Here is a 12,290-nt window from a genome sequence, read left to right as displayed (position 1 = left end):
GATATCGTGTGAGAACAAGACAATGCGGATCGGGCTCGCGGCCGACAACGGCAATTGGCACAAGGCGCGCTTGAAGGCCGCCCTGGAGCATCTCGGTGCGGAGCCGGTGCTGTTCTCCCTGGCCGACGTCGCCATCCGGACGGGCGGACGGGAGCCCCTGCGGGTGCCGGGTTTTCCCGACGCCCTGCCGGACGGCGTCCTGCTGCGGACCGTGGCCGGCGGCACCTTCGAGGCCACCACCATGCGGCTGGGCGTGCTCCACGCCCTCGTCGCCTCGGGCACCACCGTGTGGAACTCGCCCGCTTCCATCGAGCGCTCCGTCGACAAGGCGATGACGAGCCTGCTCATCGACCGCGCCGGCCTGCCGACGCCCGACACCTTCGTGGTCTCCAAGCGCGCGGCGGCGGCCGAGATCGTGGCCCGCGAGGCCGGTCCCGGCCGGCCCCTGGTGCTGAAGCCCCTGTTCGGCTCGCAAGGGGAGGGGCTCCAGCTCATCGAGACCCCCGACGATCTGCCGGGCGAGGACGCGGTGTCCCGGGTCTACTATCTCCAGCGCTACGTCGCCCGCAGCGACGGCCTGTGGCGCGACTACCGGGTGTTCGTCTGCGAGGGCCGCGCCATCGCGGCGATGATCCGCGAGGGCGACGGCTGGATCACCAATGTCCACCGCGGGGGTCGGCCGCTGCCCTGGACCATGCCGCCCGCGGCGGCCGAGCTCGCCGAGCGTGCCGCGGCGGCGGTGGGGGTCGACTACACCGGAATCGATCTCGTCGAGGACGGGGAGGGCGGCTTCCTCGTCCTCGAGGTCAACTCGATGCCGGCCTGGTCGGGCCTGCAGAAGGTCGTCGAGGTCGACATCGCGCTCGCGGTCGCGCGCGGCTTCCTCGCCGCCGTGCGGACGGCGCGGCCCCCGCGCCTCGTCTCGGCCCTGGGATGAGGGCTCCGGGGATAGGGCCGCGCGCATGACCCGCCTCACGGCCATCGGCGAAGCCTACCGGGCGAGCTGCCTCGCCGAGCTCGACGCCCTGAAACCCGGCAACGTCCATGCCTTCGCCGACGGCCATCGCATGGCCACCCGCGATTTCGTCATCAGTGCCGAGGTCTCGGCCCCGCATCTGGCACGAACCGGCACGCGGGTGGGACCACGGGTCCGCACCGCCATGGAGGCGACCCTGGCGGCGGTGGGCCAGAACACCAATCTGGGAATCCTGCTCCTCTGCGCGCCCCTGGCGCTGGCGGCCGAGGCCGGCACGCCGCTGCGCGCCGCCCTGGCCGGGGTGCTCGACGGCCTCGACGGACGGGACGCGGAGGAAGTCTACGCCGCCATCCGGCTGGCCAATCCCGGTGGCCTCGGCACGGTCGAGCGCCACGACGTGACCGGCTCCGGGACCCCGCCCGCCCTGCTGACGGGCATGGCGGAGGCGGCCCCGCGCGACGCCATCGCCCGCGCGTACGTCACCGGGTTCGCCGATCTCTTCGACATCGGCCTGCCGGCCCTGGCGGCGGCGCGGGCACGGGAGCTGTCGGCGCCGTGGACCACGACGGCCGTCTTCCTCGCCTACCTCGCCGGCGTGCCGGACAGTCACGTGACGCGCAAGCACGGGCTGCCCGTCGCCGAGGCCCTGCGCGCGGAGGCCGTGGATCTCCTCGACCTCGATCTCGCGGTCCTGCCCGTGGACGCTCTGATGGCGAAGGACCGGGCCTGGAAGGCGGCCGGACTCAACCCCGGCACCAGCGCCGATTTCACCGTGGCGACCCTGTTCCTCGATCATCTGCTCGTCTGACCTGCGCCGACGAAACACTGACTGCGGATTCACCATCGTCAGCGTTTGTTCCGGCCCAGATCAAATAATTTGCCGGAAACCACGCTTCGCGCAGGGTTGTTCCGGGCAAACGCCCAGAGTAGGGTCCGCGCCGCGATCCGGGCTAACCGGTCCGCCCTTTCGGGGGCTGGACGCCGTGAACAAGGATAGCTTTCGGCCGCGCTCGTCTTCGAGGGCGGTCACGTCTTTTCAAGACTCCTGGGAGAAACCCCACATGGCGAAGATCAACAAGGTTCTGGTCGGCGAGGCTCTCGTCGGCGATGGCAACGAGGTCGCCCACATCGATCTCATCATCGGACCGCGCGGTTCGCCGGCCGAGACGGCTTTCTGCAACGGCCTCGTGAACAACAAGCACGGCTTCACCAGCCTGCTCGCGGTCATCGCGCCGAACCTGCCCTGCAAGCCGAACACCCTGATGTTCAACAAGGTCACCATCAACGACGCCCGTCAGGCCGTCCAGATGTTCGGCCCCGCCCAGCACGGCGTCGCCAAGGCCGTGCAGGACGCCGTCGCCGAGGGTATCATCCCCGCCGACGAGGCCGACGACCTGTTCATCCTGGTCGGCGTGTTCATTCACTGGGAAGCGGCCGACGACGCCAAGATCCAGAAGTACAACTACGACGCCGTCAAGCTGTCCATCCAGCGCGCCGTCAAGGGCGAGCCCACCGCCGCTCAGGCCACCGAGCAGCGCAACTCGGCTTCGCACCCCTTCGCGTCGAACGCTTAGATTGGGGGCAGTCCTGGGCAGAGTGAGCCTCCGCCCGCACCGCGGGGCCTGATCCAGCGACTGGCATCCATCTTCCTCGGACGATGAACTCTTCGGATGGGGCGGCTTCGGCCGCCCCTTCTTTTTGCACTACGCCCCGAGCGAACCATCGTGGATCGCGGAGGCGACGAGGGCGCCGGCGACGCCGATCCCCGCCAGGGCCGCCACATCCGCCGGGCCGCGTACGCCCCCCGCCGCATAGAGGCGGGTCGCCGGGCTCGAAGCCCGCAGGGCGGCAAGCCGGTCAAGATCCGGCCCGGCCCCGGCACCGACCCGGCCCAGGGTCATCACGATCACGTCGCGCGGCCAGTGGGCCGGTTCGTCGTGAAGCGCATCCGGCCCGAGCCGCTCGCTCCCCCGCGTGTCGAGGGAGAACACGGCCCGCCCGCCGAGCGCCCGCACCAAGCCGGCATCCGTCTGGCTCTCGCTGCCGATCACCGGCCGCCCGAGGCCGGCGGTGAGAAACGCGTCCACCCCGGCGGCGTGCGAAAAGCCCGCATCGACCCAGAGCCGCGCATCCGGGCAGGCACACCGGATCGCCTCCAGGCTCTCCCGGTCGGGCGGGGTGCCGTCGATGATCGCATCGAGGTCGGCGACGTAGAGGCGGGTCGCTCGCACCGCTGCCATGAGTCCGCGCGCCACGGCCCCGGGCGACGATTCCTTTGCCAACGGCGTCACGATCGGGGCATAGGAGGCGCGCTCGCCGGCCCGTGCCCGCACCACCTGCCCGTGGCGCAGGTCGATCACCGGAATGATCTCGAATCCGTCCGCCATCCCGCTCTCCGTTCCCAGGCCCGCCTCCGTGTCAGCAGCATCCGCCCCCGCACAAACGCCCGTCATCGGCTGGGATCTCGGCGGGGTCCATGTCAAGGCGGCCCTCGTGTGCGGCGGCCGGGTCGAGACCGTGGTGCAGGCGCCGTGCCGCCTGTGGCGCGGCCTGCCGGCCCTCGACGAGACGTTCGCCCAGCTCCCCGACTGGGCGCGGGCTCCCGCCGACCACGTCGTCACCATGACGGGCGAACTCACCGACTGTTTTTCCGATCGGGCCGACGGCGTGGCGCAACTCGCCGGCTGGGCCGCCGCCCATCTCAAAGGGTCCGTACGGATCTACGGCGGCCGCGCCGGTCTCCTCGCGCCGGAATACGCCCGCACGGCCGCCGCCGACATCGCGTCGGCCAACTGGCACGCCACGGCCGCCCTGGTCGGCCGGCACCACGCCCACGCGCTCCTCGTGGATATCGGCTCCACCACCGCCGACCTGATCCCCGTCGTCGGGGGGACGCCGGCGGCATCGGGCTACAGCGATGCCGAGCGCCTGGAGACGGGCGAACTCGTCTACACGGGGGTGGTGCGCTCCCACCTCATCGCGCTCTGCGACCATGCCCCGTTCCGGGGCCGACGCACCCGGCTCATGGCCGAGACCTTCGCCACGATGGCGGATGTCTACCGCATCACCGGCGACCTGCCCGACGCCGCCGATCAGCAGCAGAGCGCCGACGGCAAGGGCAAATCCCTGGCCGAGAGCGAGATCCGGCTCGCCCGCATCATCGGCCGCGACCACGGCGAGGGCGATCCCGCGGACTGGCGGGCGCTCGCCGCCCACTTCGCGGAGGCGCAGCTGCGCCCGCTCCACGATGCGGCGGCGCTGCTGCTGTCGCGCAGCGACCTGCCGGCGGACGCCCCCCTGGTGGTCTGCGGCGCCGGGCGGTTCGTCGCCGAGCGTCTGGCGACCCGCCTCGGCCGTCCGGCCGTGGCGCTCACCGACCTCATCGCCGACCGGCTTCCCGCGACGGGGGCCGATTGGGCCTCCACCTGCGGCCCGGCCGTGGCCGTGGCCCTCCTCGTCCGATAACGCCTCACCCCCGGAGATCCCAATGAGCGCCACCCACCGCCTCGCCCGCATCCTCGCCGCCCGTTCGGGCGAGGACATCGAACTCGCCTTCGCGACGCAGGACGGCCAGACCCTCAAGGTCCTGGCGACGCCCGATCAGATCGATCGGCTCGTGGACGAACTCGAGGACATCCTGAATTCACCGACGGGTCCGGAGGCCGACGAGCCGCCGGCCGTCGCGTAGCGGCGCGTCAGCGCCCCGTGCGCACCCGGGTCCAGGCCCGGGTGACGAAGCGCTGGGTCCGGTCGTCCCAGGCGGTGTTGACGAACAGGCGCTGCAGGGTGGCGTCGTCCGGGTAGATGCCGGGATTGCCCAGGATCTCCGCCTTGACGAACTTCTTCGCGGCGGCGTTGCCGCTGGCATAGGAAACGAAGTTGGTGTTGGCTGCCGCCACCTCGGGCCGCATCATGTAGTCGATGAAGGCGTGGGCATCCGCCGCATGGGGGGCGTCCTTGGGGATCGCGAACGCGTCGAACCACATGAGCGACCCCTCGCGCGGCACGTAATAGGCGATTTCGACGTCGTTCTTGGCCTCTTCGGCGCGCTTCTTGGCCTGCATCACGTCGCCGGAATAGCCCACCGCGAAGCACAGGTCGCCGTTGGCGAGGCCGTTGATGTATTCCGACGAGTGGAACTTGCGCACGGCGCCGCGCACCTTGAACAGGGCGTCGGTGACCTGGGTGATGTCGTCCCAGCGCCGGGTGTCGGGCTTGAGGCCGTAGGCCGGCAGCAGGCTCGGGATCAGATCCTCGGGCGAATCGAGGAGCATGACCCCGCAATCCTTGAGCTTGTTCAGCAGGCCGCCGTTGAGGACGAGATTCCAGGTGTTGAGGGGCTGGGCCGCACCGAGGCGTTCGCGCACGAGGCCGAGATTCACCCCGATCCCAGTGGTGCCCCACATGTAGTCGACGGCGTAGGCGTTGCCGGGATCGTAGGCGGCGAGCCGTCCCGTGATCTCGGGCCAGGCGTGGACGAGGTTCGGGATCTTGGCCTTGTCGAGGGGCTGGAACACCCCCGCCCGGATCAGGCGCTGCAGGAACGGGCCCGACGGCACCACGAGGTCGTATCCGGAGCGGCCGGCCAGCAGCTTGGTCTCGAGAATCTCGTTGTTGTCGTAGGTGTCGTACACGACCTTGATGCCCGTCTCCTTCGTGAAGGCATCGAGCATCTTCGGGTCGATGTAGTCCGACCAGTTGTAGATGTTGATCACGCGCTCGGGGGGTGCGGTCTGCGCGCGCGCAGGACCGCCCCAGCCCGCCGCCAGGGCCATCAGCGTCCCGGCGACGAGGCTGCGGCGGGTGCGCGCGCGGATCACGCGGCGGCCTTGACGGCGACGACGACGATCTCGACGAGGTATTCGGGGCCGGCGAGGCGGGCTTCCACCGTGGCACGGGCCGGCTTGTCGTCGGGCGAGACCCAGGGCTCCCAGGCCGCGTTCATCTCCGCGAAGGTCGCGATGTCGGAGAGGTAGATCGTCGCCTGCAGGATGCGGCTCTTGTCGCTGCCGGCCAGCGCCAGGAGCCGGTCGATGTTGGAAAGGATCTCCTGGGTCTGCGCGGTGACGCCGGCGCCGACAGTGGTGTTGGCCGTCTGGCCGGCGAGATACACCATGTCGCCGTAGGTGACCGCCTGGCTCATGCGCGGGCCGGATTCGAAGCGCTGGATCGTCATGCTGAGCGAGATGCCTTGGCTGCCGGCCCATCCATCGCGGGCCACGGGCCTGCGTTGTGCCGCGTCCCGGGGGCGACCGTAAAGGGGGCGACGGCCTCCGCACGGTCGCGTTGCGACAATCTTGCCACTCCCGGCGCAACCAGTGCTGCGGTGCGGCGTTTCATGATCACAGAACGGCCAAGTCTGGGCGTCGGCGTATCGAGGATCACACCATGGGTATCATCTGGACCATCATCATCGGCTTCGTCGCCGGTGTCGTCGCGAAGTTCATCATGCCGGGCGACAAGGAGCCCGCAGGCTTCATCATGACGACGATCCTCGGCATCGTCGGCGCCTTCGTCGCCACCTTCCTCGGCCAAGCGCTGGGCTGGTACGGCCCGAACCAGGGCGCAGGGTTCATCGGCGCCGTCGTCGGTGCCATCGTGGTGCTCGCCATCTACGGCTTCATCGCCGGCCGCCGCACCACCAACACGTTCTGATATCCGATCCTTCCGGGCCGGAACGTGGAAGGGGCGCCCTCGGGCGCCCCTTTCTTCGTTCAGGCCGTGTGGCTCAGCTGCTTGACCGGGCAATGGCCCGTGGCCCCACGGATGGCGAGGCCGGCGCCGATGATGAGGGCGGCGAGACTCAGGAACTTGTTCGGGCGCGGCTGGGCCGCGGCGGCGGCGATGCCGAGGCCGAGGACAACGGACACGGCCCGCTCGGTGGTGGTCAGGTTGGCTTCACCTTCGAAGAGGCTCGGGATCATCGGATCGGACATTCTGGAATGTGCTCCTGCGACGTGCTCATGGTGCGTCGCGAGGCGAACGCCGTGTGAGGGCTGGCGTTCCGCGCGAAGCGAATCGCCGTGCCCCGCCCACCCCCGGGCAGGACGGCACACCTCCGGGACGGCGCACACCTCCGCGACGGCGATTGTCTCACGCATGCGGCGGTCGGATCACACGCCTTGATTGCGTCGACCTTGTCGAATTCCCGCCCTACGCCCACAACGTCTCCGCCGCCGGAGAACGCGGCAGGGGAGCCATTTCGATGAAGATCCTGGGCTCGTCCGTGGCGGTGCTGTGCGCCGCGGGCGTCGGCGCGTGCGGAAGCATCACGCGTGGCACCACCGAGAAGATGGCCTTCCTGTCCGAGCCTTCGGGGGCGGCGATGACCACCACCAAGGGCTATGCCTGCCCGGCGACCCCATGCTCCCTCGACGTGGAGCGTTCGGACGAGTTCGACGTCACCTTCCTCAAGCCGGGTTACCGGCCGGCGATGGTCCCCGTGCGGACCAAGGTGGCAGGCGCCGGAGCCGCCGGCATGGCCGGCAACCTCCTGGCCGGCGGCCTCATCGGCGTCGGTGTCGATGCCTATACGGGCGCGGCCATGGTCCATACGCCCAACCCCGTCAGCGCGACGCTGGTGCCCGACGCCCTTCCGAGCGCGGAGCGGGTCCGCCGCAGGCGCAGGCAGCCGGGAGTCTGATCCGGGATCGGCCGGCGCAGACGAAAAAGGGCGCGGCTCCCGCTGAAGCCGCGCCCTTCGTTCGGTGACCGGATGCGCCGTGGCGCACCCGGGCGACGCTCGTTTACGCGTCCTGGCGCGGGGCGCGGGCGCGGTCCTGCTCGGCGTTGCGCTCGGCCTTGAGCTTCTCGGTGAGGTCCTCGCCGGTCTCCTGGTCGACGACCTTCATGGACAGGCGGATCTTGCCGCGATCGTCCGCGCCGAGGAACTTGACCTTCACCTTCTGGCCGTCCTTGACCACGTCGGTCACCTTGGCGACTCGGCTAGCGGCGAGCTCCGAGATGTGGACGAGGCCGTCCTTGGCGCCGAAGAAGTTCACGAAGGCGCCGAACTCCATGCACTTCACGACGGTGCCGTCGTAGATCATGCCGACCTCGGCTTCCGCCACGATCGACCGGATCCAGTTGTAGGCCGCCTTGATGGCCTTGCCGTCGGCGGAGGCGATCTTCACCGTACCGGTGTCGTCGATGTTGATCTTGGCGCCGGTCTTCTCGACGATCTCGCGGATCACCTTGCCGCCGGTGCCGATCACTTCCCGGATCTTGTCGGTGGGGATCTGCATGGTCTCGATGCGCGGCGCGTACTCGCCGAGCTCGGGACGGGCATCGGTCAGGGCCTTGGACATCTCGCCCAGGATGTGGACGCGGCCTTCCTGCGCCTGATGCAGGGCGACCTTCATGATCTCCTCGGTGATGCCCGCGATCTTGATGTCCATCTGCAGCGAGGTGATGCCGGCTTCCGTGCCCGCCACCTTGAAGTCCATGTCGCCCAAGTGATCCTCGTCGCCGAGGATGTCGGACAGCACGGCGTAGCGCTCACCCTCGAGGATGAGGCCCATGGCGATGCCCGCCACCGGACGGCGGAGCGGCACGCCGGCATCCATCAGCGACAGCGAGGCGCCGCAGACGGAGGCCATGGAGGACGAGCCGTTGGACTCGGTGATCTCGGACACGACGCGGATCGTGTACGGGAACTCGTGGGCCGGGGGCAGGATCGGGTGGATGGCGCGCCAGGCGAGCTTGCCGTGGCCGATCTCGCGGCGGCCCGGGGAGCCCATGCGGCCGGTCTCGCCCACCGAGTAGGGAGGGAAGTTGTAGTGCAGCAGGAAGGTCTCCTTGTAGGTGCCTTCCAGCGCGTCGATGAACTGCTCGTCCTCGCCGGTGCCGAGGGTGGCGACCACGAGGGCCTGGGTCTCGCCGCGGGTGAACAGCGACGAACCGTGGGCGCGGGGCAGCACGCCGACCTGGGACTCGATGGGGCGCACGGTGCGCACGTCGCGTCCGTCGATGCGCGAGCCGGTGTCGAGGATGTTCCAGCGCACGACCTTCGACTGCGCTTCCTTGAACGCGGCCTTGACCTTCTCGGGCGCGAACTTCTGCTCGCCGTCCGCCGGGCACAGGGCGGCGATCACCTTCGCCTTCACGGCGTCGACGGCGGCGTAGCGCTCCTGCTTGACCGTGTTCTTGTAGGCCTCGCGCAGCTCGGCCTCGCAGACGCCGAGCACGGCGGCCTCGACATCGCCGTTCTCGGGCGCGGAGAAGTTGCGCGGCTCCTTGGCGGCCTTCTCGGCGAGGCGCACGATGGCCTCGATGACCGGCTGGAAGTGCTTGTGGCCGAACATCACGGCGCCGAGCAGAACCTCTTCGCTCAGCTCCTTGGCCTCGGACTCGACCATCAGGACGGCGTCGGTGGTGCCGGCGACGACGAGGTCGAGGGAGGAGGCCTCGAGATCGGCCACCAGGGGATTCAGGCTGTACTGGCCGTTGGCGTAGCCGACGCGGGCGGCGCCGATGGGGCCCATGAACGGCACGCCCGAGAGCGTGAGCGCCGCGGACGCCGCCACCATGGCGAGGATGTCGGGATCGTTCTCGAGGTCGTGGGTCAGGACGGTGACCACCACCTGGGTGTCGTTGCGCCAGCCCTCGACGAAGAGGGGGCGGATCGGGCGGTCGATGAGGCGGGAGACCAGGGTCTCCTTCTCGGAGGGCCGGCCCTCGCGCTTGAAGTAGCCGCCGGGAATGCGGCCGGCGGCGTAGGCACGCTCCTGGTAGTTCACGGTGAGCGGCAGGAAGTCGATACCGGCCTTGGGCTCCTTGCCCGAAACGACGGTGGCGAGCACCGAGGTCTCGCCGTACGTCGCCATCACGGCGCCGTCGGCCTGGCGGGCGACCTTGCCCGTCTCGAGGACGAGCTTGCGGTCGCCCCACATCAGCTCTTCGCGTTGTACGTCGAACATTCTTTTGTCCTTGCCATCATGCGGTCGGGCGGACCCGGCGCCGCCAGGGGCAAGATGGCGAGGGGCTTTCTCGGTGTCCGAAAAGCCCCTCGCGATCCTGTCCCCGGCCGGCACGCCTTCAAGTCACCCGGGTTTCGGGGGGCCGGACCCATTCCGGCATCCCGATCTATGGAAACGCGGCCCCGGGCCGGGCCCGGAACCGCGTGGAGAACGCCGGCTTAGCGGCGGATGCCGAGTCGCTCGATGAGGCTGCGGTAGCGGGCCTCGTCCTTGCCCTTGACGTAGTCGAGCAGCGAGCGGCGCTGCGAAACCATCTTCAGGAGGCCGCGGCGGGAATGGTTGTCCTTGCCGTGGGTCTTGAAGTGGCCGGTGAGGTTGGTGATCCGCTCGGTGAGGATCGCCACCTGGACCTCCGGAGATCCGGTGTCCTTGCCGCCGTTCGCGTATTCCTTGATGAGCGCGGTCTTGCGCTCTGCCGTGATCGACATCGCTATCCCTTTCGGTGGGTTTTTCGGATCGTGCGGGCCCCGGCGAACCAGGGGGCCGCGAACACTTGCGGGAGGCCGGTGCCGGGATGTCGTCCAGCACGGTCAGTCCACAAGCAGCTTGTGCCCCGGCCCCGTTCACACGGGTCGAAGCGCGCGCAACATACACGAAAGCGCAGGCCGTGCCACCCCTCGCCATACCCCCTGGATTCCCGACCCTGGCAGGCCACCCCGTGCAGGATGCCATCGTGGCCGCGTCGGGGTTGCGTCGCACCGCTCCGGCGAGGGGATTCGGCCGCCTGCGCGATGAATACCGAACGAGGATGCCGCCCCCAATCCCCTCATGGGAACCGCCCGTCAACAAGCCCGTTGACTGCCAGATTGGATCTGTTCTAATTCTCAACTGCGGGCAGCGACGCTGCCGATTTCGATCAGGAGCGACCGTCATGGCGAACGCCAAGTGTGAGAGCTGCAAGTTCTTCGACGAGCACAAGGTCAATGGCGCGGCTGCGGCCGCCGACGAGGGTCTGTGCCGGTTCAACCCCCCGGTGAGCCAGCCGGAGCCGCAGGGTCACGGCCTGTGGCCGGTGGTGGGCGCCGCCGATTGGTGCGGTCACTTCACCCCCGAGATGAGCGCGGCCGAGTAATACCTGACCTTGATGAGCCCGACTCATCGAGGCCTGTCCGCGCGACGGCGCGGCGGCGGTCGTCCGCCGGACCTCAGTGAGACCGACCTATGGGTCGGTCTCACTGAGAATTGGTATAAGCGACCGACTCGGCACGAGAACGAAGAAGGGCCAGCCGCGAGGCTGGCCCTTCTTCATTGGCGCGCCTCAGGCCGCGCGTCGGCCGAGGCTCCGGATATCCTGCGCGAGGGCGTCGACCCGTTTGGGGTCGGAATCCCAGGCGAACATGAACCGGGCGCCCCCGCCGATGAAGGTGTAGAAGCGCCAGCCCCTGTCGCGCAGCGCCTCCAAACGGTCGGCGGGCGCCCTGAGAAACACCGCGTTGGCCTCGACGGGGAACATCGCGGACCAGTCGGGCAGGCCGGACACCGCGGCGGCCAACCGCTGGGCGCAGGCATTGGCGTGCCGGGCATGGACGAGCCAGGCGCCGCCTTCGAGCATCCCGACCCAGGGCGCGGAGAGGAACCGCATCTTCGAGGCGAGCTGCCCCGCCTGCTTGCAGCGATAACCGAAATCCTCAGCCATCACCGGATCGAAGAACAGGATCGCCTCACCGGCGGCCATGCCGTTCTTGGTGCCGCCGAAGCACAGGAGATCGACGCCCGCCCGCCAGGTCATGTCGGCCGGTGCGCAGCCGAGGCTCGCGCAGGCGTTGGAGAAGCGCGCCCCATCCATGTGGAGGCGCAAGCCGAGATCCCGGCAGGTGGCCGACAGGGCGCGGATCTCGGGAAGCGTATAGACCTGCCCCGTCTCGGTGGGCTGCGTGATGGTCACCACCCGGACCTTCGGGAAGTGGATGTCCGAGCGGCCGGTGGCGAGCGCACGCACGGCGGCCGGGGTGAGCTTGCCGTTCTCCGTGGGGGCGACGAGAAGCTTCGAGCCGTTCGAGAAGAATTCCGGCGCCCCGCACTCGTCGGTCTCGACATGGGCCGAGGCCGCGCAGATGACGCTGTGATACGACTGGCACAGGGAGGCCAGCGCCAGGGCGTTGGCGGCGGTGCCGTTGAAGGCGAAGAACACCTGGGCATCGGGCTTGTCGAACAGGGTCCGAAACGCGTCCGCCGCGCGGGCCGTCCAGGGGTCCTCGCCATAGGCCGGCATCGAACCGGCATTGGCGGCCTGCGTCGCCGCCCAGGCTTCCGGGCAGATGCCAGCGTAGTTGTCGCTCGCGAATTGCTGGGGCGACGCGGAGGGTGGATCGAGGGGCATCGCTGGATTCGCCTAT

The 12,290-nt window shown here is 69.5% G+C and carries 15 protein-coding genes; 8 read left to right on the top strand and 7 right to left on the bottom strand.

What is annotated here, in order from left to right; genetic code table 11:
• The first annotated feature begins 22 nt into the window (after nucleotides 1–22).
• From ASF22_RS03190 to fae, 3 genes are all read left to right on the top strand, one after another.
• The gene (locus ASF22_RS03190) at nucleotides 23–937 is read left to right on the top strand and encodes a RimK family alpha-L-glutamate ligase (protein ID WP_056175168.1); all 915 of its coding nucleotides are present in this window, start codon (nucleotides 23–25) and stop codon (nucleotides 935–937) included.
• 25 nt (nucleotides 938–962) lie between these two features.
• The gene (locus tag ASF22_RS03185) at nucleotides 963–1,784 is read left to right on the top strand and encodes a triphosphoribosyl-dephospho-CoA synthase (protein WP_056261381.1); all 822 of its coding nucleotides are present in this window, start codon (nucleotides 963–965) and stop codon (nucleotides 1,782–1,784) included.
• A gap of 253 nt (nucleotides 1,785–2,037) precedes the next feature.
• Complete coding sequence (gene fae, locus ASF22_RS03180; protein ID WP_056175161.1) at nucleotides 2,038–2,550, top strand: formaldehyde-activating enzyme; 513 nt, start codon at nucleotides 2,038–2,040, stop codon at nucleotides 2,548–2,550.
• A gap of 129 nt (nucleotides 2,551–2,679) precedes the next feature.
• Here fae and ASF22_RS03175 read toward each other — a convergent pair whose 3' ends face one another.
• Entirely contained in the window at nucleotides 2,680–3,363 is a 684-nt protein-coding gene (locus ASF22_RS03175) for a HisA/HisF-related TIM barrel protein (RefSeq protein ID WP_056261378.1), read from the bottom strand.
• A gap of 28 nt (nucleotides 3,364–3,391) precedes the next feature.
• Between ASF22_RS03175 and ASF22_RS03170 the strand changes: the two genes are divergently transcribed.
• Nucleotides 3,392–4,441 carry a hydantoinase/oxoprolinase family protein gene (locus tag ASF22_RS03170; RefSeq protein WP_056261375.1) on the top strand — a complete coding sequence of 350 codons (1,050 nt, stop codon included), beginning with the start codon at nucleotides 3,392–3,394 and terminating at the stop codon, nucleotides 4,439–4,441.
• 22 nt (nucleotides 4,442–4,463) lie between these two features.
• Nucleotides 4,464–4,664 (top strand): hypothetical protein, encoded by a 201-nt coding sequence (locus ASF22_RS03165; protein WP_056175151.1) that lies wholly within the window; start codon nucleotides 4,464–4,466, stop codon nucleotides 4,662–4,664.
• 7 nt (nucleotides 4,665–4,671) lie between these two features.
• On the opposite strand, the gene ASF22_RS03160 is transcribed toward ASF22_RS03165, so the two are convergent.
• Both ASF22_RS03160 and ASF22_RS03155 read right to left on the bottom strand, forming a co-directional pair.
• A complete protein-coding gene (locus ASF22_RS03160; protein WP_056261615.1) occupies nucleotides 4,672–5,751 on the bottom strand; it encodes a polyamine ABC transporter substrate-binding protein in 1,080 nt (359 codons plus the stop codon).
• A gap of 41 nt (nucleotides 5,752–5,792) precedes the next feature.
• Nucleotides 5,793–6,152: a RidA family protein gene (locus ASF22_RS03155; protein WP_056175150.1), complete on the bottom strand. Its 360-nt coding sequence runs from the start codon at nucleotides 6,150–6,152 to the stop codon at nucleotides 5,793–5,795.
• Nucleotides 6,153–6,364: 212 nt separating this feature from the next.
• Here ASF22_RS03155 and ASF22_RS03150 point away from each other — a divergent pair, with 212 nt between their 5' ends.
• A complete protein-coding gene (locus ASF22_RS03150; protein ID WP_056175147.1) occupies nucleotides 6,365–6,631 on the top strand; it encodes a GlsB/YeaQ/YmgE family stress response membrane protein in 267 nt (88 codons plus the stop codon).
• Nucleotides 6,632–6,690: 59 nt separating this feature from the next.
• Here the strand turns inward: ASF22_RS03150 and ASF22_RS03145 are convergent, their stop codons facing one another.
• Nucleotides 6,691–6,912, bottom strand: a complete 222-nt coding sequence (locus ASF22_RS03145; protein ID WP_056175146.1) for a DUF2892 domain-containing protein — start codon at nucleotides 6,910–6,912, stop codon at nucleotides 6,691–6,693.
• Nucleotides 6,913–7,181: 269 nt separating this feature from the next.
• Here ASF22_RS03145 and ASF22_RS03140 point away from each other — a divergent pair, with 269 nt between their 5' ends.
• Nucleotides 7,182–7,619, top strand: a complete 438-nt coding sequence (locus tag ASF22_RS03140) for a hypothetical protein (protein WP_056261371.1) — start codon at nucleotides 7,182–7,184, stop codon at nucleotides 7,617–7,619.
• Nucleotides 7,620–7,722: 103 nt separating this feature from the next.
• On the opposite strand, the gene pnp is transcribed toward ASF22_RS03140, so the two are convergent.
• Nucleotides 7,723–9,894, bottom strand: a complete 2,172-nt coding sequence (gene pnp / locus ASF22_RS03135) for a polyribonucleotide nucleotidyltransferase (protein ID WP_056261368.1) — start codon at nucleotides 9,892–9,894, stop codon at nucleotides 7,723–7,725.
• Between the two features lie 218 nt (nucleotides 9,895–10,112).
• Nucleotides 10,113–10,382: a 30S ribosomal protein S15 gene (gene rpsO / locus ASF22_RS03130; protein ID WP_056175138.1), complete on the bottom strand. Its 270-nt coding sequence runs from the start codon at nucleotides 10,380–10,382 to the stop codon at nucleotides 10,113–10,115.
• A 443-nt stretch (nucleotides 10,383–10,825) separates the two neighbouring features.
• Here rpsO and ASF22_RS03125 point away from each other — a divergent pair, with 443 nt between their 5' ends.
• Nucleotides 10,826–11,026: a hypothetical protein gene (locus tag ASF22_RS03125; protein ID WP_056175135.1), complete on the top strand. Its 201-nt coding sequence runs from the start codon at nucleotides 10,826–10,828 to the stop codon at nucleotides 11,024–11,026.
• 186 nt (nucleotides 11,027–11,212) lie between these two features.
• On the opposite strand, the gene ASF22_RS03120 is transcribed toward ASF22_RS03125, so the two are convergent.
• On the bottom strand, nucleotides 11,213–12,274 hold the full coding sequence (locus ASF22_RS03120; RefSeq protein ID WP_056261365.1) for a low specificity L-threonine aldolase: 1,062 nt from the start codon (nucleotides 12,272–12,274) through the stop codon (nucleotides 11,213–11,215).
• Nucleotides 12,275–12,290 lie beyond the last annotated feature (16 nt).

This window comes from Methylobacterium sp. Leaf87 (assembly GCF_001422775.1).
GTDB lineage: Bacteria > Pseudomonadota > Alphaproteobacteria > Rhizobiales > Beijerinckiaceae > Methylobacterium.
The sequence above is the reverse complement of the archived record's forward strand: the minus strand, read 5'-3'. Positions and strand labels throughout refer to the sequence as shown.

Excerpts from the sequence above, each read along its gene's own strand:
- ASF22_RS03145 (WP_056175146.1), bottom strand. The coding sequence starts at position 6,912 with ATGTCCGATCCGATGATCCCGAGCCTCTTCGAAGGTGAAGCCAACCTG.
- ASF22_RS03140 (WP_056261371.1), top strand. The coding sequence starts at position 7,182 with ATGAAGATCCTGGGCTCGTCCGTGGCGGTGCTGTGCGCCGCGGGCGTC.
- ASF22_RS03160 (WP_056261615.1), bottom strand. The coding sequence starts at position 5,751 with ATGGCCCTGGCGGCGGGCTGGGGCGGTCCTGCGCGCGCGCAGACCGCA.
- fae (WP_056175161.1), top strand. The coding sequence starts at position 2,038 with ATGGCGAAGATCAACAAGGTTCTGGTCGGCGAGGCTCTCGTCGGCGAT.
- ASF22_RS03185 (WP_056261381.1), top strand. The coding sequence starts at position 963 with ATGACCCGCCTCACGGCCATCGGCGAAGCCTACCGGGCGAGCTGCCTC.
- ASF22_RS03155 (WP_056175150.1), bottom strand. The coding sequence starts at position 6,152 with ATGACGATCCAGCGCTTCGAATCCGGCCCGCGCATGAGCCAGGCGGTC.
- ASF22_RS03175 (WP_056261378.1), bottom strand. The coding sequence starts at position 3,363 with ATGGCGGACGGATTCGAGATCATTCCGGTGATCGACCTGCGCCACGGG.
- pnp (WP_056261368.1), bottom strand. The coding sequence starts at position 9,894 with ATGTTCGACGTACAACGCGAAGAGCTGATGTGGGGCGACCGCAAGCTC.
- ASF22_RS03125 (WP_056175135.1), top strand. The coding sequence starts at position 10,826 with ATGGCGAACGCCAAGTGTGAGAGCTGCAAGTTCTTCGACGAGCACAAG.
- ASF22_RS03120 (WP_056261365.1), bottom strand. The coding sequence starts at position 12,274 with ATGCCCCTCGATCCACCCTCCGCGTCGCCCCAGCAATTCGCGAGCGAC.
- ASF22_RS03190 (WP_056175168.1), top strand. The coding sequence starts at position 23 with ATGCGGATCGGGCTCGCGGCCGACAACGGCAATTGGCACAAGGCGCGC.
- ASF22_RS03150 (WP_056175147.1), top strand. The coding sequence starts at position 6,365 with ATGGGTATCATCTGGACCATCATCATCGGCTTCGTCGCCGGTGTCGTC.
- rpsO (WP_056175138.1), bottom strand. The coding sequence starts at position 10,382 with ATGTCGATCACGGCAGAGCGCAAGACCGCGCTCATCAAGGAATACGCG.
- ASF22_RS03165 (WP_056175151.1), top strand. The coding sequence starts at position 4,464 with ATGAGCGCCACCCACCGCCTCGCCCGCATCCTCGCCGCCCGTTCGGGC.